The organism is Geobacillus sp. 46C-IIa (genome assembly GCF_014679505.1).
Taxonomy (GTDB): Bacteria; Bacillota; Bacilli; order Bacillales; family Anoxybacillaceae; genus Geobacillus.
The window spans coordinates 3310804-3331077 of sequence record NZ_CP061474.1; the positions used below are offsets into that span (position 1 = coordinate 3310804).

Here is a 20274-nt window from a genome sequence, read left to right on the forward strand (position 1 = left end):
CTTTACACGACCGCCTGTTTCGACAACACAACAAACTCTCCGTCCTTAACATCGACAGCGACTTTTTGCCCTTTGGCGATCGTGCCTTTCAATAATTCCTCAGACAAACGGTCCTCGATATGTTTTTGCAAGGCGCGGCGCAGCGGACGGGCACCGTATTCCGGATCAAACCCTTCGGCGGCAATTTTCTCAATGGCTGCCTCGGTCAGTTCAAGGTCAATATCTTGTTCTCTCAGCCGCTTCACAAGCGTATCGGCCATCAGGCGGACAATTTGTTTCAGATGGTCTTTTTCGAGCGAATGGAAGACGATAATTTCGTCGATCCGGTTCAAAAACTCCGGACGGAACGCTTTTTTCAGTTCATCCATCACTTTGCTTTTCATGTCCTTATATTGCTGGTTCCCATCTTGAATGTTAAAGCCGACGTACTTGTTGCGTTTCAGCGCATCGGCGCCGACGTTGGACGTCATAATGATAATCGTGTTGCGGAAGTCGACCGTCCGTCCTTTCGAGTCGGTCAACCGCCCGTCTTCTAATACTTGCAGCAAAATGTTAAACACGTCTGGGTGCGCTTTTTCCATCTCATCCAACAAAACGACCGAGTACGGTTTGCGGCGCACTTTTTCTGTCAGCTGGCCGCCTTCTTCGTAGCCGACATACCCTGGCGGCGAACCGATGAGCCGCGATGTCGAGTGTTTTTCCATATACTCGGACATGTCAATGCGGATGAGGGCGTCTTCGTCGCCAAACATCGCCTCTGCCAAGGCGCGGGCCAATTCCGTTTTCCCGACGCCGGTCGGGCCGAGGAAAATAAACGAACCGATCGGGCGTTTCGGATCTTTCAAACCGGCCCGGGCGCGACGCACGGCTTTAGCAACCGCTTTGACCGCCTCGTCTTGGCCGACGACGCGCGCATGCAAAATTTCCTCAAGCTTGAGCAGCCGTTCCGTTTCCGTCTCGGCCAGTTTCGATACCGGAATGCCGGTCCAACTCGAGACGACTGCGGCGATATCTTCGACGGTTACCTCAGAGTTTTCTTGGCCTTGCTTTTCTTTCCATGCCCGTTTCGTTTCCTCGAGCTCTTCGCGCAACCGTTGTTCCATATCGCGCAGCGAGGCCGCTTTTTCAAATTCTTGACTTTGTACGGCTGCATCTTTTTCTTTCCGCACTTCCTCAAGCTTTTGCTCGAGCTCTTTCAGTTTCGGCGGCGCTGTGAACGAACGGAGGCGCACTTTCGAGCAAGCTTCGTCAATCAAATCAATCGCTTTATCCGGCAAGAAACGATCGGTAATGTAACGGTCGGACAGTTTAACCGCCTGCACGATCGCCTCGTCGGAAATCGAGACGCGATGGTGCGCTTCATAGCGGTCGCGCAGCCCTTTTAAAATTTGGATTGATTCTTCCACCGTCGGCTCATCGACATGAATCGGCTGGAAGCGGCGCTCGAGCGCGGCATCTTTCTCGATGTATTTCCGATACTCATCAAGCGTTGTCGCGCCAATGCATTGCAGTTCCCCGCGCGCTAAGGCCGGTTTTAAAATGTTCGAAGCATCGATGGCCCCTTCGGCCCCGCCGGCGCCGATTAACGTATGAAGCTCATCGATGAACAAGATGATGTTGCCTGCCTGACGAATTTCGTCCATCACCTTTTTCAATCGGTCTTCAAATTCGCCGCGGTATTTCGTCCCGGCGACAACCGTACCCATATCGAGCGTCATGACCCGTTTGTCGCGCAGCGTTTCCGGCACCTCGTTATTGACAATTTGCTGAGCCAATCCTTCGGCGATCGCTGTTTTCCCGACACCCGGCTCCCCGATCAGCACCGGGTTGTTTTTCGTCCGCCGGCTCAACACTTCAATGACACGCTGGATTTCTTTGCTCCGGCCGATGACCGGATCAAGCCGCCCTTCACGGGCGATCGCCGTTAAATCGCGGGCGAGGCTGTCAAGCGTCGGCGTGCTTACATGCGAGGCGCCTCCGCCGCCGTGGCCTGATACCGATTCATTGCTGCCGAGCAGCTGCAACACTTGTTGACGCGCCTTGTTCAAGCTCACCCCTAAGTTGTTCAACACGCGGGCCGCCACTCCTTCGCCCTCACGAATCAGTCCAAGCAAAATATGTTCTGTGCCGACGTACGAATGACCGAGCTTCCGCGCTTCATCCATCGACAGCTCAATCACTTTTTTCGCCCGCGGCGTGTAGTGGATCGTGTGCGATACTTCGCTGCCGCGGCCGATGAGCGACTCAACTTCTTTCTGAATTTTATCCGGGCCAAGTCCGAGCGCCATGAGCGCTTTAGCAGCGATCCCTTCGCCTTCGCGGATCAGCCCGAGCAAAATGTGTTCCGTACCAATATTGTTATGGCCAAGGCGAATGGCTTCTTCCTGCGCCAACGCCAGCACCTTTTGCGCCCGTTCCGTGAATCTGCCAAACATCATCGTTCATCACCCTCCATCTTTCTTCGTTCTTCCATCTTTAAACGTTCCCGAATTAACGCCGCCCGGCGGACATCCCGTTCCTCAGGGCGGAGCGCCCCGCCGGCATATTGCTGCAGGAAACCTGGCTGCGTTAAAATCATCAGTTCATTTAAAATGTTGCGCGGGATGTTTTTGATATATCCTAAATCGATCCCTAAACGCACATCTGACAAGCACTGTGCCGCCTCTTTCGACTCGATGACGCGGCAGTTGGCCAATATGCCGTATGAACGGAACACCTTGTCTTCTAATTGTATGCCTAAAGTTTTCACTAATGCCTGACGGGCCGCTCTTTCTTGGGCGATCAGCTGCTGGACGATCGTATGCAAATCAGCGACAATGTCCTCTTCCGACTTTCCAAGTGTAAGCTGGTTGGAGATTTGGAATATATTCCCCAACGCCTCACTTCCTTCCCCGTATGTCCCGCGGACGACAAGTCCGAGCTGGTTGATGGCAGGGATAATGCGGTTGATCTGTTGCGTCAATACGAGCGCCGGAAGATGCATCATCACAGACGCCCGAAGCCCCGTTCCGACATTGGTGGGGCAGCTCGTTAAATAACCAAGCCGCTCATCGAAGGCATAGTTGACGTGCCCTTCAATCCAATCGTCCAATCCGCTCGCCGCCTCGAGCGCCTCAGCGAGCTGCAGCCCTGGAAATAAGCATTGGATGCGGATATGATCTTCTTCATTGATCATGATGCTAATTTCCTCATTTTCCGAAAGCAGACAGGCGCCAAACGGGGAATCCTCCGCCAAATGCGGACTAATTAAGTGCTTTTCTACTAATACCCGTTTTTCAATCGGCTGAAGCTCCGACATTTTTAGCAGCTCAAAGCGGCCTGCCCCCCCGTATGAACGACGGGCAAACGTCCGCTCAAACAGAGCGACGATTTGTTTGGCTTCCTCGCTGTTAAACAGCGTCGGGAAGCGGAAATCAACAATATTGCGAGCCAGCCGGATGCGGCTGCTCAAGACGATGTCTGAATCTGGTCCCTCTTGGCTCATCCAAGAGCTGACCGCCGTATTGAAAAACTTCTCAAATGACATACCGCTACATCTCCCCCTCTCCGCGTTGGCGAAGTTCGTCCTCTAAAGAGCGGATTTGGTCGCGCACTTCGGCCGCCCGCTCAAACTCCTCACGGGCGACCAGCTCTTGGAGCTTGTGCTTCAGCAAAGCAAGCTGCTTGCGCAAATGGAGAACGCCGCCTTTTCGCTTCGGGATTTTCCCTGAGTGGGCGGTATTTCCGCTATGAAGCCGTTTCAAAATCGGCGGCAAGTAGCGGGCAAAGGTCCGGTAACAGTCCGCACAGCCGAACCGTCCGATTTGCGTGAACTGATGATACGTCATTTTGCACGTCTCACATTGGAGCAAATCCGGATTCGGAAACGCGTTCGCCGTCATTTCTTTCATCGGGGCTTGGAAGTTGAGCAGCCCTGCTAACAGGTTGTTGAGCGGAAAGTCATCATTGCCATAGAGCATAAACATATGCCCATGCTCTTTGGCACACTGTTCACAAAGATGGAATTCCGTTTTTTCCCCATTGACAATTTTCGTAAAATGCATCGTCGCCGGCCGCTGCTTGCATTCTTGACAAATCAACGCCTCCCCCTCCCCTACTTGTACTTCAGCGACGTCAACATCGCCTTTAACATGCGCGCCCGCAGTTCATCCCGCTCGGGCAAGCCAATGTATAAAACGGAGCGATCCATCACGCTTAACATCATTTTCGCCTCCCGCTCCGAAATCACCTTTTCTTCAACAAGACGTTTTACCACATCTTCAGCATTCGACTGGCTAATGCGGTGGCCGATGAGCTCGAGCAGCTGATCAATGAGCTGGGCCTCGCTTTTCGTCTTCACTTTCATGATGCGGATATATCCGCCGCCACCGCGCTTACTCTCGACGATATATCCTCTCTCAAGCGTAAACCGCGTATTGATGACATAGTTAATTTGCGATGGGACACATTGAAACTTATTAGCGATCTCGCTTCGTTTAATTTCAACGATATCTTGGTCGCTCATATTGAGTACTTGCTTTAAATATTGCTCAATAATGTCGGAAATGTTTGGCACTCTACCTCCCACCTTCCTCACAACCAAGCTGCTTGGAGATGAAGCCAGCTGCCATCCAGTAACGGATGGCCTAGTAGGGAGAAACCGGCATCGTCGCCTTCTTGTTGACTTTGACTATATTTGACCTTACTTTTACTATATAATGTATGATGAAAAATTGCAAGAGTTACGGGAGAAGTCAAACTAACTATAGAATATCCGTTTTTTCAGCTAACGAAACATCAGCCTGCTGATAAGCGAAAAAGCACGTCTTTTTCCTAAAGGAAAAGACGTGCTTTTTTGTTCGGCCTAGCAGCGACCTACTCTTGCAGGGGCGCTGGCCCCAACTACCATCGGCGCTGGAGAGCTTAACTTCCGTGTTCGGGATGGGAACGGGTGTTTCCTCTCCGCTATCACCACTAGGCCATATAACGTTGTGGGGATCATTCCCTCAAAACTAGATAACCGTGTTGGGGAAGAAGCCGCTCGCCTGCGCTTTTCTATTGTCCAGTTCCAGCGCCTAGCTCTCTTCTGCCAAATAACCTTCCCCCTCGGGGCGCAAGCGCCCCTGCGGGTGAAGAACATTTGGCTTCGAGAGCTAAACGCGGCGCTTCCACTTTCTGTCTAGCTCCGGCCGCCATCGGCTCGCGACGCTTCGGTCCTGCTGCGGCGGCGACACATTGCATACGCTCCTATGGCACCACCCACGCAGAACCAAGCTTTGCTTGGTTCGAGCCTCCTCGCAGGCCCTCCAGCGCGTTTCGCCGATAGGCGGGCGGCCTCCGCTTTTCCTTTCTAGGTTAAGCCCTCGATCGATTAGTATCCGTCAGCTCCACGTGTCGCCACGCTTCCACCTCGGACCTATCGACCTCGTCATCTTCGAGGGATCTTACTCGCTTTTGGCGATGGGAAATCTCATCTTGAGGGGGGCTTCACGCTTAGATGCTTTCAGCGCTTATCCCGTCCGCACATAGCTACCCAGCGGTGCCCCTGGCGGGACAACTGGTACACCAGCGGTGCGTCCATCCCGGTCCTCTCGTACTAAGGACAGCTCCTCTCAAATTTCCTGCGCCCGCGACGGATAGGGACCGAACTGTCTCACGACGTTCTGAACCCAGCTCGCGTACCGCTTTAATGGGCGAACAGCCCAACCCTTGGGACCGACTACAGCCCCAGGATGCGATGAGCCGACATCGAGGTGCCAAACCTCCCCGTCGATGTGGACTCTTGGGGGAGATCAGCCTGTTATCCCCGGGGTAGCTTTTATCCGTTGAGCGATGGCCCTTCCATGCGGAACCACCGGATCACTAAGCCCGACTTTCGTCCCTGCTCGACCTGTCCGTCTCGCAGTCAAGCTCCCTTGTGCCTTTGCACTCTCCGAATGATTTCCAACCATTCTGAGGGAACCTTTGGGCGCCTCCGTTACCTTTTGGGAGGCGACCGCCCCAGTCAAACTGCCCACCTGACACTGTCTCCCACCCCGCTTAAGGGGTGCGGGTTAGAATTTCAATACCGCCAGGGTGGTATCCCACCGCCGCCTCCACCGAAGCTGGCGCTCCGGCTTCTCAGGCTCCCACCTATCCTGTACAAGCGATACCAAAATTCCATATCAGGCTGCAGTAAAGCTCCACGGGGTCTTTCCGTCCTGTCGCGGGTAACCTGCATCTTCACAGGTAGTATAATTTCACCGGGTCTCTCGTTGAGACAGTGCCCAAGTCGTTACACCTTTCGTGCGGGTCGGAACTTACCCGACAAGGAATTTCGCTACCTTAGGACCGTTATAGTTACGGCCGCCGTTTACTGGGGCTTCGGTTCGCACCTTCGCTTGCGCTAAGCGCTCCCCTTAACCTTCCAGCACCGGGCAGGTGTCAGCCCCTATACTTCGCCTTTCGGCTTCGCAGAGACCTGTGTTTTTGATAAACAGTCGCTTGGGCCTTTTCACTGCGGCTCTTCCAGGCTCATCACCCGAAAGAGCACCCCTTCTCCCGAAGTTACGGGGTCATTTTGCCGAGTTCCTTAACGAGAGTTCTCCCGCGCGCCTTAGGATTCTCTCCTCGCCTACCTGTGTCGGTTTGCGGTACGGGCACCTCTTCCCTCGCTAGAGGCTTTTCTTGGCAGTGTGGAATCAGGGACTTCCGGATCGAATCCGTCGCCATCACAGCTCAGCCTTTTAGCCAGCGGATTTGCCTGCTGGCCAGCCTCACTGCTTGGACAGGCTCTTCCAGCCGCCTGCTCACCCTATCCTCCTGCGTCCCCCCATCGCTCAAACGGGAAGGAGGTGGTACAGGAATCTCAACCTGTTGTCCATCACCTACGCCTTTCGGCCTCGGCTTAGGTCCCGACTAACCCTGAGCGGACGAACCTTCCTCAGGAACCCTTAGGCTTTCGGCGCAGAGGATTCTCACCTCTGTTTTCGCTACTCATACCGGCATTCTCACTTCTAAGCGCTCCACCAGTCCTTCCGGTCTGGCTTCTCTGCCCTTAGAACGCTCCCCTACCGATGACCAACGGTCATCCCGCAGCTTCGGCGGCACGTTTAGCCCCGGTACATTTTCGGCGCAGAGTCACTCGACCAGTGAGCTATTACGCACTCTTTAAATGGTGGCTGCTTCTAAGCCAACATCCTGGTTGTCTTCGCAACTCCACATCCTTTTCCACTGAACGTGCACTTAGGGGCCTTAGCTGGCGATCTGGGCTGTTTCCCTCTTGACCACGGATCTTATCACTCGCAGTCTGACTCCCAAGGATAAGTCATTGGCATTCGGAGTTTGACTGGGTTCGGTAACCCGATGAGGGCCCCTAGCCCAATCAGTGCTCTACCTCCAACACTCTTACCTTGAGGCTAGCCCTAAAGCTATTTCGGGGAGAACCAGCTATCTCCAAGTTCGATTGGCATTTCACCCCTACCCACACCTCATCCCCGCACTTTTCAACGTGCGTGGGTTCGGGCCTCCAGCCGGTGTTACCCGGCCTTCACCCTGGACATGGGTAGATCACCTGGTTTCGGGTCGACGACGACGTACTCATGCGCCCTGTTCAGACTCGCTTTCGCTGCGGCTCCACCTTCTTGGCTTAACCTCGCACGCCATCGTCACTCGCCGGTTCATTCTACAAAAGGCACGCCATCACCCATAAACGGGCTCTGACTACTTGTAGGCACACGGTTTCAGGTTCTCTTTCACTCCCCTTCCGGGGTGCTTTTCACCTTTCCCTCACGGTACTGGTTCACTATCGGTCACTAGGGAGTATTTAGCCTTGGGAGATGGTCCTCCCTGCTTCCGACGGGATTTCCCGTGTCCCGCCGTACTCAGGAGCCGCTCGGGAGGGAACGAAGTTTCGACTACAGGGCTCTCACCTTCTCTGGCCGGCCGTTCCAGACCGGTTCGTCTACCCCGTTCCTTTCTCACTCCCACATGAGCGGTCCTACAACCCCAAGAGGCACGCCTCTTGGTTTGGGCTGTTCCCGTTTCGCTCGCCGCTACTCAGGGAATCGCGTTTGCTTTCTTCTCCTCCGGGTACTAAGATGTTTCAGTTCCCCGGGTGTGCCCTCCATGCCCTATGGATTCAGGCATGGATCCTGTCCCATTACGGACAGGGGGTTCCCCCATTCGGACATCTCCGGATCAACGCTTGCTTACAGCTCCCCGGAGCGTTTCGGCGTTTGCCCCGTCCTTCATCGGCTCCTAGTGCCAAGGCATCCACCGTGCGCCCTTTCTAGCTTAACCTACAGCGTCTCGGCTTCTTCCTTTGTTTATCGGTTATCTAGTTTTCAAGGAACGATCTTTGTCGTTGAGAGAACATTACTCGTTCCCTCAAAACTGAACGAAACGAAAGCGCGATTTGTTCATGGTTGGCCGTTAGCGGCCTTCGCTTTTCGTCCTGTCTAGCTCCGGCCGCCATCGACTCGCGACGCTTCGGTCCTGCTGCGGCGGCGACACATTGCATACGCTCCTATGGCACCACCCACGCAGAACCAAGCTTTGCTTGGTTCGAGCCTCCTCGCAGGCCCTCCAGCGCGTTTCGCCGATAGGCGGGCGGCCTTCGCTTTTCGTACTGTCTAGCTCCAGCGCCTGGCTCTCTTCTGCCAAATCACCTTCCCCCTCGGGGTGCAAGCACCCCTGCGGGTGAAGAACATTTGGCTTCGAGAGCCGATCGCGGCGCTTCCGCTTTTCGTCCTTAGAAAGGAGGTGATCCAGCCGCACCTTCCGGTACGGCTACCTTGTTACGACTTCACCCCAATCACTTGCCCCACCTTCGGCGGCTGGCTCCCGTCAGGGTTACCTCACCGACTTCGGGTGTTGCAAGCTCTCGTGGTGTGACGGGCGGTGTGTACAAGGCCCGGGAACGTATTCACCGCGGCATGCTGATCCGCGATTACTAGCGATTCCGGCTTCATGCAGGCGAGTTGCAGCCTGCAATCCGAACTGAGAGCGGCTTTTTGGGATTCGCTCCCCCTCGCGGGTTCGCAGCCCTTTGTACCGCCCATTGTAGCACGTGTGTAGCCCAGGTCATAAGGGGCATGATGATTTGACGTCATCCCCACCTTCCTCCGACTTTTAGCCGGCAGTCCCTCTAGAGTGCCCAACTGAATGCTGGCAACGAGAGGCAAGGGTTGCGCTCGTTGCGGGACTTAACCCAACATCTCACGACACGAGCTGACGACAACCATGCACCACCTGTCACCCTGTCCCCCCGAAGGGGGAACGCCCAATCTCTTGGGTTGTCAGGGGATGTCAAGACCTGGTAAGGTTCTTCGCGTTGCTTCGAATTAAACCACATGCTCCACCGCTTGTGCGGGCCCCCGTCAATTCCTTTGAGTTTCAGCCTTGCGGCCGTACTCCCCAGGCGGAGTGCTTATCGCGTTAGCTGCAGCACTAAAGGGTGTGACCCCTCTAACACTTAGCACTCATCGTTTACGGCGTGGACTACCAGGGTATCTAATCCTGTTTGCTCCCCACGCTTTCGCGCCTCAGCGTCAGTTGCAGGCCAGAGAGCCGCCTTCGCCACTGGTGTTCCTCCACATCTCTACGCATTTCACCGCTACACGTGGAATTCCGCTCTCCTCTCCTGCACTCAAGTCCCCCAGTTTCCAATGACCCTCCACGGTTGAGCCGTGGGCTTTCACATCAGACTTAAGGAACCGCCTGCGCGCGCTTTACGCCCAATAATTCCGGACAACGCTCGCCCCCTACGTATTACCGCGGCTGCTGGCACGTAGTTAGCCGGGGCTTTCTCGTGAGGTACCGTCACCGCGCCGCCTTGTTCAAACGGCGCTCCTTCGTCCCTCACAACAGAGCTTTACGACCCGAAGGCCTTCTTCGCTCACGCGGCGTCGCTCCGTCAGACTTTCGTCCATTGCGGAAGATTCCCTACTGCTGCCTCCCGTAGGAGTCTGGGCCGTGTCTCAGTCCCAGTGTGGCCGGTCACCCTCTCAGGCCGGCTACGCATCGTCGCCTTGGTGAGCCGTTACCTCACCAACTAGCTAATGCGCCGCGGGCCCATCCGCAAGTGACAGCCAAAGGCCGCCTTTCAACCAAAGACCATGCGGTCTTCGGTGTTATCCGGTATTAGCTCCGGTTTCCCGGAGTTATCCCGGTCTTGCGGGCAGGTTGCCCACGTGTTACTCACCCGTCCGCCGCTGACCAAACAAGAGCAAGCTCTCATTCGGTCCGCTCGACTTGCATGTATTAGGCACGCCGCCAGCGTTCGTCCTGAGCCAGGATCAAACTCTCCAATAGAAAGTTGATTGGCTTGCGCTTCGGCCTCAGCACCAAAGGTGCCGCGGACCTCAGCTTTTCGTTGCGCTTTGTTTCGTTCAGTTTTCAAGGAACGAGGATGGAGCCTATCGGGATCGAACCGATGACCTCCTGCGTGCAAAGCAGGCGCTCTCCCAGCTGAGCTAAGGCCCCGTATATCCACTATCGGGAAGACAGGATTTGAACCTGCGACCCCATGGTCCCAAACCATGTGCTCTACCAAGCTGAGCTACTTCCCGCTAACGCGCTCGAGAGGATTCGAACCCCTAACCTTCTGATCCGTAGTCAGATGCTCTATCCAATTGAGCTACGAGCGCAAGTGCCGAGGGCCGGACTCGAACCGGCACGGTAGTTACCTACCCCAGGATTTTAAGTCCTGTGCGTCTGCCAATTCCGCCACCCCGGCTAATAGGCAAATAAATGGAGCGGAAGACGGGACTCGAACCCGCGACCCCCACCTTGGCAAGGTGGTGTTCTACCACTGAACTACTTCCGCTCGGATAACCATGCGGGTGAAGGGACTCGAACCCCCACGCCCGTAAAGGGCACTAGACCCTGAATCTAGCGCGTCTGCCAATTCCGCCACACCCGCAAATCAATTGTGGTGAGCCATGGAGGACTCGAACCTCCGACCCTCTGATTAAAAGTCAGATGCTCTACCTACTGAGCTAATGGCTCGTGGTGATCATTACACTCTAAGTGCTGACGAGCTCTACCTGCCTCTTCCTCTACCAGCTGTTTCAAGGAAGCTCGGTGCGTCGAGGCAACTCACAGCCAACTCGAAGATGCATCGCTCGTTGCTGAGCTAATGGCTCATAATAGATTAAGATGGTGGAGGATGACGGGATCGAACCGCCGACCCCTTGCTTGTAAGGCAAGTGCTCTCCCAGCTGAGCTAATCCTCCACAGTATTGCCTAGCGACGACCTACTCTTGCAGGGGCGCTGGCCCCAACTACCATCGGCGCTGGAGAGCTTAACTTCCGTGTTCGGGATGGGAACGGGTGTTTCCTCTCCGCTATCATCACTAGGCAGTCAACACAACAGACAAGTTATATTATAATCAAATTTGTTTTTTTGTCAACACTCTTTGAATATCATTGTTGACGTTTCCGCATGCTATCATAATATAGCATATTAAAGGAGGTTTGTCAACTTATTTCGTTTTTTGTTTTATTACTAAAAGCAACGTCGTTTATTTTATATATTCTATAACTAAAAGTCAATAGTTAAATAAAAATCAGTGTCGATGTGCGCCATAGGAAAGCGCTAGCGGTGTATGGTGCAAATATGATTTACCGAGACCACAGGAGGATTGTAATAGGGGATCGGATAAGAAAGCAACGAAACCGCTCCTTTCACATTTATGTTTTTCCCTTTCGAATCCTCTCTTCATGTATGCAGGTCAACCGTCCGACGGTATTGATCTTCTTTCTAGGGGACTGGTAAGCAACCGACTTCTTTACTTTAATCGATCTCCCCTAAAACAAATCGTCCCCTGCCGTTGTTCGTAGCAGGGGACGATCATTGTTATTTATGGCGCATTTGCGGGAAGAGCAGCACGTCGCGAATGGACGGCGAATTGGTCAAGAGCATGACTAGACGGTCGACGCCGATGCCGAGTCCGCCTGTTGGCGGCATGCCGTACTCGAGCGCTTCGAGGAAATCTTCGTCCATTTCGTGCGCTTCATCGTTCCCTTGTTCACGCTCTTTCAGCTGCGCTTCGAAACGTTGGCGCTGGTCGATCGGGTCGTTTAGTTCTGTAAACGCGTTCGCATGTTCACGCCCGACGATAAACAGCTCAAATCGGTCGGTAAAGCGCGGGTCGTCCGGGTTTTTCTTGGCCAATGGCGAAATTTCGACCGGATGGCCGTAAATGAACGTTGGCTGGATGAGTTGCGCTTCGACTTTTTGTTCAAAAAACTCGTTGACAATATGACCGAACGTCATGTGTGGGGCGACTTCAACCCCGTGTTCCTTCGCCAGCGCCCGCGCTTCCTCATCGTCCATTTGACGCCAGAAGTCGACGCCGACGTACTCTTTGATCGCATCGACCATATGAAGCCGCCGCCATTCAGGCGTTAGGTCGACGATATGGTCGCCGTATTGAATTTTCGTCGTGCCAAGCACCTCTGTGGCGATGTGGGCGATCAAGTTTTCCGTCAGTTTCATGATATCGCGGAAGTCGGCGTATGCTTCGTACAGTTCAAGCATCGTAAACTCCGGGTTATGGCGGGTGGAAATGCCCTCATTCCGGAAGACGCGCCCGATTTCATACACTTTCTCCAAACCGCCGACGATGAGCCGTTTCAAATGAAGTTCGATGGCGATTCGCATATAGAGTGTCATATCAAGCGCATTATGGTGCGTAATGAACGGACGTGCAGCCGCACCGCCTGCTACGGCGTGCATCATCGGTGTTTCGACTTCTAAGTAGCCATGGCTGTCCAGATAACGCCGCATCGATTGAATAATGAGACTGCGGGTGATGAACGTCTGCTTGCTTTGCGGATTCATAATTAGGTCGAGATAGCGCTGGCGGTAACGCTGTTCGACGTCCTTTAAGCCGTGGTACTTCTCGGGCAGCGGGCGCAATGCTTTTGTTAAAAATTCATACGACGACACTTTGATGGAAAGCTCGCCGACTTTTGTTTTGAACATAGTGCCGCGCACGCCGACGATATCGCCAAGGTCAGAGATTTTAAACAGCTCGTATTGCTGTTCGCCGACATCGTCTTGGCGAACGTAAATTTGAATTTGCCCCGTAACGTCTTGGATGTGGGCGAATCCCGCTTTGCCTTTGCCGCGTTTCGTCATGATGCGGCCAGCAACGGCAACTTCAATTTGCTGCTCTTCGAGTTCTTCTTTGGACAAATCGCCGTACAGTTCGAACAGTTCTTCTGCTTTATGCGTGCGCTCGAACCGTTTGCCAAACGGATCGACACCCAGCTCTTCGATTTTTTTTAGCTTTTCCCTGCGAACACGCAGTTGGTCGTTCAATTCTTCATGGCTCATCCTTCATTCACTCCATTTAGCGATTTTTTTTACGAAAAATACTGCCAGCACGTGCTGGCAGTCATCCGCTGCATGAACGTCATTCCGTTGTTATACGGCTTGGGCGTTCGCTGCTGTCTGATGTTCCGCTTCCTCTGCGACTTGAAGCAGCAAGGCGGCTAGTTCGTCCCGCGTCTCGCACTCGTTGATGGCATTGCGGATTTTCGCCGCACCGCGAATGCCTTTTAAATACCAAGCGGCGTGCTTGCGCATTTCTTTGACAGCGATATACTCGCCCTTGAGAGCAATTAAACGATCCAAATGCAGCAGGCAGACATCAATTTTTTCTCTCGGCGTCGGTTCGGGGATAAGTTCTCCCGTTTCTAAATAACGAACGGTGCGGTAAATCATCCAAGGATTGCCGAGCGCCGCCCGTCCGATCATCACACCGTCCACCCCGGTTTCTTCGAGCATCCGCTTGGCGTCTTGCGGCGTTTTGACATCGCCGTTGCCGATGACCGGGATGTTGACCGCTTCTTTCACTTGTTTGATGATGTTCCAATCCGCTTTTCCTTCATACATTTGCACCCTTGTCCGCCCGTGGACAGCGACGGCTTTGCCGCCAGCGCGCTCGACCGCTTGGGCGTTTTCGACGGCGTAAATATGGTGCTCGTCCCAACCGATTCGCATTTTGACTGTGACTGGTTTTTCGACGGCGTCGACAATGGCGGCGACGACGTCATAAATTTTATTCGGGTCAAGAAGCCATTTTGCCCCGGCGTCACAATTCGTAATTTTCGGGACTGGGCAGCCCATGTTAATGTCGATAATATCGGCATTCGTATTTTTATCGACAAATTTCGCCGCTTTGACAAGCGTTTCTTTTTCGCCCCCGAAAATTTGCAGGCTGAGCGGCTTTTCCCGTTCATCGATATATAACATATTTAACGTCTTTTCATTGTTGTATACGATTCCTTTATCGCTCACCATCTCTGCGCACACGAGTCCAGCGCCGAACTCTTTGACAGTCAAGCGAAACGCCGAATTGCATACGCCTGCCATCGGGGCAAGCACGACGCGATTTTTAATCTCAACATCGCCAATGCGAAACATAGAAACGCCTCCTTTCTACTTGTTCGATTCCATTTTCGGCGGTGTCAATTCCTCGACCGATATATTTAACCGTTCAGCGATTTGCCCGACGAGCGAATCGGACGGCATCCGGTTTCCCCGTTCAATTTCACCAAGGATTGAGACAGAAATGCCGAGCTCCTTAGCCAGCTTTTCTTGTGTGTATCCTTTCAGCTTTCGAAAAGCGCGAATACGTCTTCCCCATCTTTCTGCTTCCATACGCGAACTCCTTCTTTGTCGGGTAGTCGATCAATGATGTCTGTCAACGGCTCGGAAATGTTCGGTATTGCTAAATGGGAATTGATTTCGAGCAACGGGATAAGAACAAACGCCCGCTCCGCCATGCGCGGATGCGGAATGACAAGTTGCTCTGTTTCAATATTTTCATGATTATACAGCAAAATGTCAAGGTCTAACGTGCGCGGCCCCCAGTGGATTTCCCTTTTCCTTCCAAATTCTCGTTCGATTTGTTGTGTTACGTCAAACAAGGAAAACGGCGACAACGTCGTCGCCACCTCGACTACCATGTTTAAAAATTTGTCCTGGTGGACGTAGCCGACCGGATCCGTTTCATAGATGGATGAGCTTGATTTTACAGAAATTCCCTCACAATGATGGAGTGCTTCAATGGCCGAACGTAAATAATAGACACGATCCCCTAGGTTAGAACCTAGGGCAATATACGCAATGTTTTCCATTTAACGACCCCTAACGATTTCAACGGCCACGTGCCCGTAATGTCCGCGGATCGGTGGATTCGGCTTCGTAACCCTCACGGCACAGCGCTGAACGGCAGGGAAAGCGGTGAGCAGCTCGTCCGCGATCGCCTCGGCCACCGCCTCGATTAAAGCAAATGTCCGCTCCTCAACAATCGCCCGACAGCGCTCGTACACATCCGCGTAATTGACCGTATGCTCAAGACAGTCGCTCCGTCCAGCTGGCCGCAAATCAAGCTCCAGCGTCACGTCAATCACAAACCGCTGACCGAGGACGTGTTCTTCGGGAAGCACTCCATGGTAGCCATAAAACTCCATCTCTCGCACATAGATTTTATCGATGGCCGCTCTCCCCCTTCCCGAGCATCGCATCCATCATTTTCGCCATGCGGGCGATCGGCAATACGTCATGAACGCGGACGATATGCGCTCCCTTCACGATGCCAAGGCAAACCGTGGCTCCCGTACCTTCAACCCGCTCTTCAACGGGCACGTCAAGCACATGGCCGATAAACCGTTTGCGCGACGTTCCGAGCAAAAGCGGGTAGCCGAGGGCGGCAAACTCATCGAGACGCCGCATCACTTCCAGATTGTGTTCGAACGTTTTCGCAAACCCGACGCCTGGGTCTAAAATGATGTTTTCCTCTTTCACCCCCGCCTGTTTGACGATGCGAATGCTTTCCTCCAGATCGCCGATCATATCGGGAATCAAATCGCGGTATGCCATGTCGTGGCGATTGTGCATTAAAATGATCGGCACCCCGTACGAAGCAGCAACATGAGCCATATCCGGATCAGCTTTAGCCCCCCAAACGTCGTTGATGATGTGCGCCCCAGCTTCGATGGCCTGCCGCGCCACCTCAGCTTTATATGTGTCAACAGAGATTGGCACATTCACCTCATTGGCAATCGCTCTTACCGCTGGGATGACGCGCCGCAACTCTTCGTCAAGCGGCACGGGATCTGCCCCTGGACGGGTCGATTCGCCGCCGATGTCAATGATATCCGCTCCCTCCGCCACAAGCCGTTTCGCATGCTCGACCGCTTTCTCTACCTCGCAAAATCGGCCGCCGTCGGAAAATGAATCAGGCGTGACGTTGACAATGCCCATGATCAATGTTTTTTTGTCTAAATCGAACTCGTGCCCGCGGCATTTGAGCACATGTGAACGCGCCATTGTGATCATCATCGGTTCATCCTTTCTTCCAATTCATTCCTCGTCCATAATGTGTCGGTAAAGCGGCGGTAATGGCGTTGCAGCGTACAAGTCACCGAACCGTTTTTCCCAAGGTAAACGCGATGGCCGATGCGGTGAAGCGGCACAATTTCCTGCAGCGAGTTGGTGATCAACACCTCGTCGGCTTCGTACAAATCGGAAAGCGGATAAATCCCTTCTTCGACCGGGATGTGCAACTCGTGGAGCAAAGCGATCACGAATTGCCTCGTGACACCGTTTAATATGCCGACAGAGGGCGCTGGAGTATAAACGACGCCGCCTTTTACCCAAAAAATGTTGGAGACGATGCCTTCCGCCACCGCCCCTTCATGGTTTAAAAAGATGCCTTCTGCATGGGGACGATGGCCAAGCTCCCACTTCCCAATCATATTGTTTAAATAATGGTGCGATTTTAACCGTTCATGGCCCTCAGGGCTATTCCGCCTCGCGGCTAACACGACCCCTTCTTTCCCTTCCCGAGGAGCGGGCGGCGGCAGCGGCTTCATGTAGACGATGACAGTCGGGCACAAGTACCGTTCGGCCGACAAGCCGAGATCACCAACACCGGCGGACACATCAAAACGCACATAAGCGTCGCGCAATCCATTTGCCTCGAGCAACCGCTCGATGATCTTCACTGCCTCAGCACGGCTGAACTGCCTGTCGATGCGGAGTTCAGATAGACCGCGGTTCAGCCGTTCTAAATGGTCATCAAGCAAAAACGGATGGCCACCGTACGTGCGAAATGTTTCAAACAAACCGAGCCCATACAAAAAGCCATGATCAAACGCCGAGACAAGCGCTTCCTCACGCGGAACAATGTTGCCGTTGACATATACGTACATATGCCCGTCACGCCTTTTTGTACGTGTCAATAAAGTTTTTCAACAGCTGCATGCCGTGGCTTGTCATAATCGATTCCGGGTGGAACTGCACTCCTTCAATTGGCAATGTTTTATGACGAATGGCCATCACTTCGCCTTCGTCCGTCCAAGCGGAAACAACAAAGCAATCAGGAAGTGTTTCTTTCTCCACGATGAGAGAATGGTAGCGGGTCGCCGTAAACGGGTTCGGCACGCCGCGGAAAATTGTTTCCCCGTCATGGTAAACGGACGACGTTTTTCCATGCATGAGCCTTGGAGCGCGGATAACGCGGCCGCCAAACGCTTGGGCGATCGCCTGATGGCCAAGACAGACGCCGAAAATTGGTATTTTCCCAGCAAAGCGGGCGATGGCTTCTAAGCTGACGCCCGCTTCATTCGGCGTGCAAGGGCCTGGAGAAATCATCAGAAAATCGGGACGGAGCCGCTCAATCTCGGCGACGGTGATTTCATCATTGCGTTTGACAAACAATTCCTCACCTAGAACGCCTAGATATTGCACTAAATTGTACGTAAAGGAATCATAATTATCAATCATCACGATCATCATTCTCACCTCATGCTCGAAAATAATATCTCCGCTTCGCTCAGCTCTTTTGCCCTCCAAAGGGCCGCCGCCTTTTTCAAACATTCCTTGTATTCATGCTCCGGGTTGGAATCGATGACAATGCCTGCCCCTGCTTGTACATGCGCCAGCCCGTCTTTGACGACCATCGTACGGATGGCGATGTTCAGCTCCATGTTGCCTTGAAAATCGATCCAGCCGATCGAGCCGGTGTACAAGCCGCGCCGAACTGGCTCCAGTTCTTCGATAATTTCCATCGTCCGCACTTTCGGGGCACCAGTAATCGTCCCGCCCGGAAACATGGCGCGAATCACGGCAAACGCATCGTGTTCTGGGGCGAGTGTGCCGGAAACGTGCGACACGATATGCATCACGTGCGAATATCGTTCGACCGTCATCCATTCGTCGACACGGACTGTCCCATATGCACAGACGCGCCCGAGATCGTTTCGTTCAAGATCGACGAGCATGGCATGTTCGGCCCGCTCCTTTTCACTGGCGAGCAGCTTGCGGGCAATTTCCTCATCCTCTGCCTCCGTCCGGCCGCGCGACCGCGTGCCGGCGATCGGCCGCGTTTCCAAACGATCTCCTTGCTTGCGGACAAGCAACTCCGGCGAACCGCTCACAACTTGGCATTCCGGAGCTTGCAAATATGCCATATACGGTGACGGGTTAATGGCTCGCAACTGCTTATAGATGGCAAACGGGTGAGTGAAGAGCGGCTGAGATTGGCGCACCGACAAGTTGACTTGGAACACATCGCCTTGGGCAATGTACTGCTGTACGCGCCGGACCGCCTCAATAAACTGCCGCCTCGTCATCGAAACGGACGGAACGGCTGCCGAAGCTACGGGCGGCCAGCTTGGCGATTCATTCTGCTCCTCAAGCCACATCCGCTCATACGCATCAAGCCGGCAGATGGCATCGCTTTCCTCGCCGTCTCCGGCATGGACGATCAAGTGAAGCTGCTGTTTTTGATGGTCGTAAATCACCACATCATCAAACAGCCAAAAATACATAAACGGCAGCTGCAAATCGTCGCGGGCAAGCTCCGGAAGCCGTTCCATGTAACGGACGGCGTCATAACTAATATAGCCGATCAATCCGCCCTGGCAGGGCAACGGCTCGCCCTCATCAGGCACGGAAAAACGTGAAAACCATTGTTGCAGCAACTCAAGTGGCGGCCCGTCCAACACGGTTTCTTTTCCGCGATCAGTGATGGATAGCCGCTGTTCAGTCGCACGGATGATCCCGCTTGGGTTGAGGCCGATAATGCTATATCTCCCCCCTTGGCCGCTCTCCAGCAGCACGTGATGCGGTCGGCCGTACGCCAGCTGTTCGTACTGGCGAAACCAATCCCGTCCACGATAACCGATTGTCCGCCTCAGCTGCCTTCGCCGTTGTTCCATCTTGGTCAGCTCCTTATGATGTTCATGGTTATTCTTATTGTACAATGAGTGGCCGCTCATATCACTATCGCTACATAAAAAAGTTCGACAGGGTTGCCCCTGCCGAAAAAAGTTGCTTAGTCTTCGAATTGGTAAAGCGGCGTGCTCAAGTAACGTTCTCCGTTGCTCGGGATGATGGCCAGCACTTTTTTCCCTTTGCCGAGCTCTTTCGCCACTTTCAACGCCGCGTGAATGGCAGCGCCGGACGAAATGCCGCCGAGAATGCCTTCCTCGCGAGCCGCGCGGCGGGCCGCCGCAAACGCTTCTTCCGTTGTTACCGTAATGACGCCGTCGTAAATGCTTGTATCTAAAATATCCGGAACAAACCCGGCGCCGATTCCTTGGATTTTATGCGGACCCGGTTTGCCGCCGGACAACACCGGCGAATCAGCCGGCTCAACGGCGTAAATTTTAATGTTTGGATACGCCTCGCGCAATACTTTGCCAGCTCCCGTAATCGTTCCGCCCGTACCGATGCCGGCGACGAACGCATCGAGCTGATCGCCCATTTGCTCAACGATTTCTTTCCCAGTCGTCAGGCGGTGGATTTCCGGGTTCGCTTCGTTTTTGAACTGTTGCGGCATAAAGTAGCCGTGCTCGCGGACAAGTTCTTCCGCCTTTTCGATTGCCCCGCGCATTCCTTGCGCGCCCGGCGTGAGCACCAGCTCTGCGCCGTACGCCCGCAGCAAGTTGCGGCGCTCCAAACTCATCGTATCCGGCATGACCAATACCGCTTTATATCCCTTCGCTGCTGCGACCATTGCCAGTCCGATTCCCGTGTTGCCGCTCGTCGGCTCAACGATCGTATCGCCCGGTTTCAGTTTTCCTTCCTTTTCCGCTGCTTCAATCATTGCCAGCGCGATCCGGTCTTTGACACTGCTTCCCGGGTTCATAAACTCGAGCTTCACGTAGACATCGGCGCTGTCTTCATCGACGATGCGGTTCAACTTCACGGCCGGTGTATCGCCGATCAGTTCCGTTATAGAGTTGACTGTGCGTGCCATGGTTCCACCCCTAATCCCGATTAATTTTATC

At 53.8% G+C, this 20274-nt stretch carries 14 protein-coding genes, 8 tRNA genes and 4 rRNA genes; all 26 read right to left on the reverse strand.

Annotation, left to right across the window (positions count from 1 at the left end):
- Positions 1-2: 2 nt before the first annotated feature.
- The 26 genes from clpC to cysK all read right to left on the reverse strand — a co-directional run bounded on the left by clpC (position 3) and on the right by cysK (position 20243).
- Positions 3-2438 carry an ATP-dependent protease ATP-binding subunit ClpC gene (gene clpC / locus IC803_RS16655; protein WP_081210601.1) on the reverse strand — a complete coding sequence of 812 codons (2436 nt, stop codon included), beginning with the start codon at positions 2436-2438 and terminating at the stop codon, positions 3-5.
- Complete coding sequence (locus tag IC803_RS16660; protein ID WP_081210599.1) at positions 2435-3526, reverse strand: protein-arginine kinase McsB; 1092 nt, start codon at positions 3524-3526, stop codon at positions 2435-2437. The genes clpC and IC803_RS16660 overlap by 4 nt, the downstream gene beginning before the upstream one ends.
- Before the next feature lie 4 nt (positions 3527-3530).
- Positions 3531-4079 (reverse strand): protein-arginine kinase activator protein McsA, encoded by a 549-nt coding sequence (locus IC803_RS16665; RefSeq protein WP_081210597.1) that lies wholly within the window; start codon positions 4077-4079, stop codon positions 3531-3533.
- A 14-nt stretch (positions 4080-4093) separates the two neighbouring features.
- Positions 4094-4555: a transcriptional regulator CtsR gene (gene ctsR / locus IC803_RS16670; protein ID WP_063167019.1), complete on the reverse strand. Its 462-nt coding sequence runs from the start codon at positions 4553-4555 to the stop codon at positions 4094-4096.
- A gap of 286 nt (positions 4556-4841) precedes the next feature.
- Positions 4842-4958: ribosomal RNA gene (rrf, locus tag IC803_RS16675) — 5S ribosomal RNA — on the reverse strand.
- Between the two features lie 372 nt (positions 4959-5330).
- Positions 5331-8259, reverse strand: a 23S ribosomal RNA gene (locus IC803_RS16680).
- Between the two features lie 455 nt (positions 8260-8714).
- Positions 8715-10272: ribosomal RNA gene (locus tag IC803_RS16685) — 16S ribosomal RNA — on the reverse strand.
- 98 nt (positions 10273-10370) lie between these two features.
- A tRNA-Ala gene (locus IC803_RS16690) sits at positions 10371-10443 on the reverse strand.
- Positions 10444-10455: 12 nt separating this feature from the next.
- A tRNA-Pro gene (locus IC803_RS16695) sits at positions 10456-10529 on the reverse strand.
- Between the two features lie 4 nt (positions 10530-10533).
- A tRNA-Arg gene (locus IC803_RS16700) sits at positions 10534-10607 on the reverse strand.
- A gap of 3 nt (positions 10608-10610) precedes the next feature.
- Positions 10611-10696: transfer RNA gene (locus tag IC803_RS16705), tRNA-Leu, on the reverse strand.
- Positions 10697-10711: 15 nt separating this feature from the next.
- Positions 10712-10786: transfer RNA gene (locus IC803_RS16710), tRNA-Gly, on the reverse strand.
- Positions 10787-10797: 11 nt separating this feature from the next.
- Positions 10798-10882: transfer RNA gene (locus IC803_RS16715), tRNA-Leu, on the reverse strand.
- Between the two features lie 10 nt (positions 10883-10892).
- A tRNA-Lys gene (locus tag IC803_RS16720) sits at positions 10893-10968 on the reverse strand.
- A 151-nt stretch (positions 10969-11119) separates the two neighbouring features.
- Positions 11120-11195 (reverse strand) — tRNA-Val (locus IC803_RS16725).
- Between the two features lie 8 nt (positions 11196-11203).
- Positions 11204-11320: ribosomal RNA gene (rrf, locus tag IC803_RS16730) — 5S ribosomal RNA — on the reverse strand.
- Together the 16S, 23S and 5S rRNA genes with 8 tRNA genes alongside form the textbook arrangement of a ribosomal RNA operon.
- 498 nt (positions 11321-11818) lie before the next feature.
- Entirely contained in the window at positions 11819-13303 is a 1485-nt protein-coding gene (lysS, locus tag IC803_RS16735) for a lysine--tRNA ligase (RefSeq protein WP_063167021.1), read from the reverse strand.
- Positions 13304-13393: 90 nt separating this feature from the next.
- Positions 13394-14395, reverse strand: coding sequence for a tRNA dihydrouridine synthase DusB (gene dusB, locus IC803_RS16740; protein ID WP_081210964.1), 1002 nt, complete (start codon positions 14393-14395; stop codon positions 13394-13396).
- Positions 14396-14410: 15 nt separating this feature from the next.
- The gene (locus tag IC803_RS16745) at positions 14411-14632 is read right to left on the reverse strand and encodes a helix-turn-helix domain-containing protein (RefSeq protein ID WP_063167023.1); all 222 of its coding nucleotides are present in this window, start codon (positions 14630-14632) and stop codon (positions 14411-14413) included.
- On the reverse strand, positions 14584-15111 hold the full coding sequence (gene folK / locus IC803_RS16750) for a 2-amino-4-hydroxy-6-hydroxymethyldihydropteridine diphosphokinase (protein WP_081210962.1): 528 nt from the start codon (positions 15109-15111) through the stop codon (positions 14584-14586). Before folK ends, IC803_RS16745 begins: the two co-directional genes overlap by 49 nt.
- Positions 15112-15447 (reverse strand): dihydroneopterin aldolase, encoded by a 336-nt coding sequence (gene folB, locus IC803_RS16755; protein WP_305040856.1) that lies wholly within the window; start codon positions 15445-15447, stop codon positions 15112-15114.
- A gap of 16 nt (positions 15448-15463) precedes the next feature.
- Positions 15464-16318, reverse strand: coding sequence for a dihydropteroate synthase (gene folP, locus IC803_RS16760; protein WP_081210958.1), 855 nt, complete (start codon positions 16316-16318; stop codon positions 15464-15466).
- Positions 16315-17190 carry an aminodeoxychorismate lyase gene (pabC, locus tag IC803_RS16765; protein ID WP_081210956.1) on the reverse strand — a complete coding sequence of 292 codons (876 nt, stop codon included), beginning with the start codon at positions 17188-17190 and terminating at the stop codon, positions 16315-16317. Before pabC ends, folP begins: the two co-directional genes overlap by 4 nt.
- Before the next feature lie 7 nt (positions 17191-17197).
- Positions 17198-17773: an aminodeoxychorismate/anthranilate synthase component II gene (pabA, locus tag IC803_RS16770; RefSeq protein WP_190304230.1), complete on the reverse strand. Its 576-nt coding sequence runs from the start codon at positions 17771-17773 to the stop codon at positions 17198-17200.
- Between the two features lie 5 nt (positions 17774-17778).
- Complete coding sequence (pabB, locus tag IC803_RS16775; protein WP_081210952.1) at positions 17779-19200, reverse strand: aminodeoxychorismate synthase, component I; 1422 nt, start codon at positions 19198-19200, stop codon at positions 17779-17781.
- Between the two features lie 116 nt (positions 19201-19316).
- Positions 19317-20243 (reverse strand): cysteine synthase A, encoded by a 927-nt coding sequence (gene cysK / locus IC803_RS16780; RefSeq protein ID WP_081210950.1) that lies wholly within the window; start codon positions 20241-20243, stop codon positions 19317-19319.
- Positions 20244-20274 lie beyond the last annotated feature (31 nt).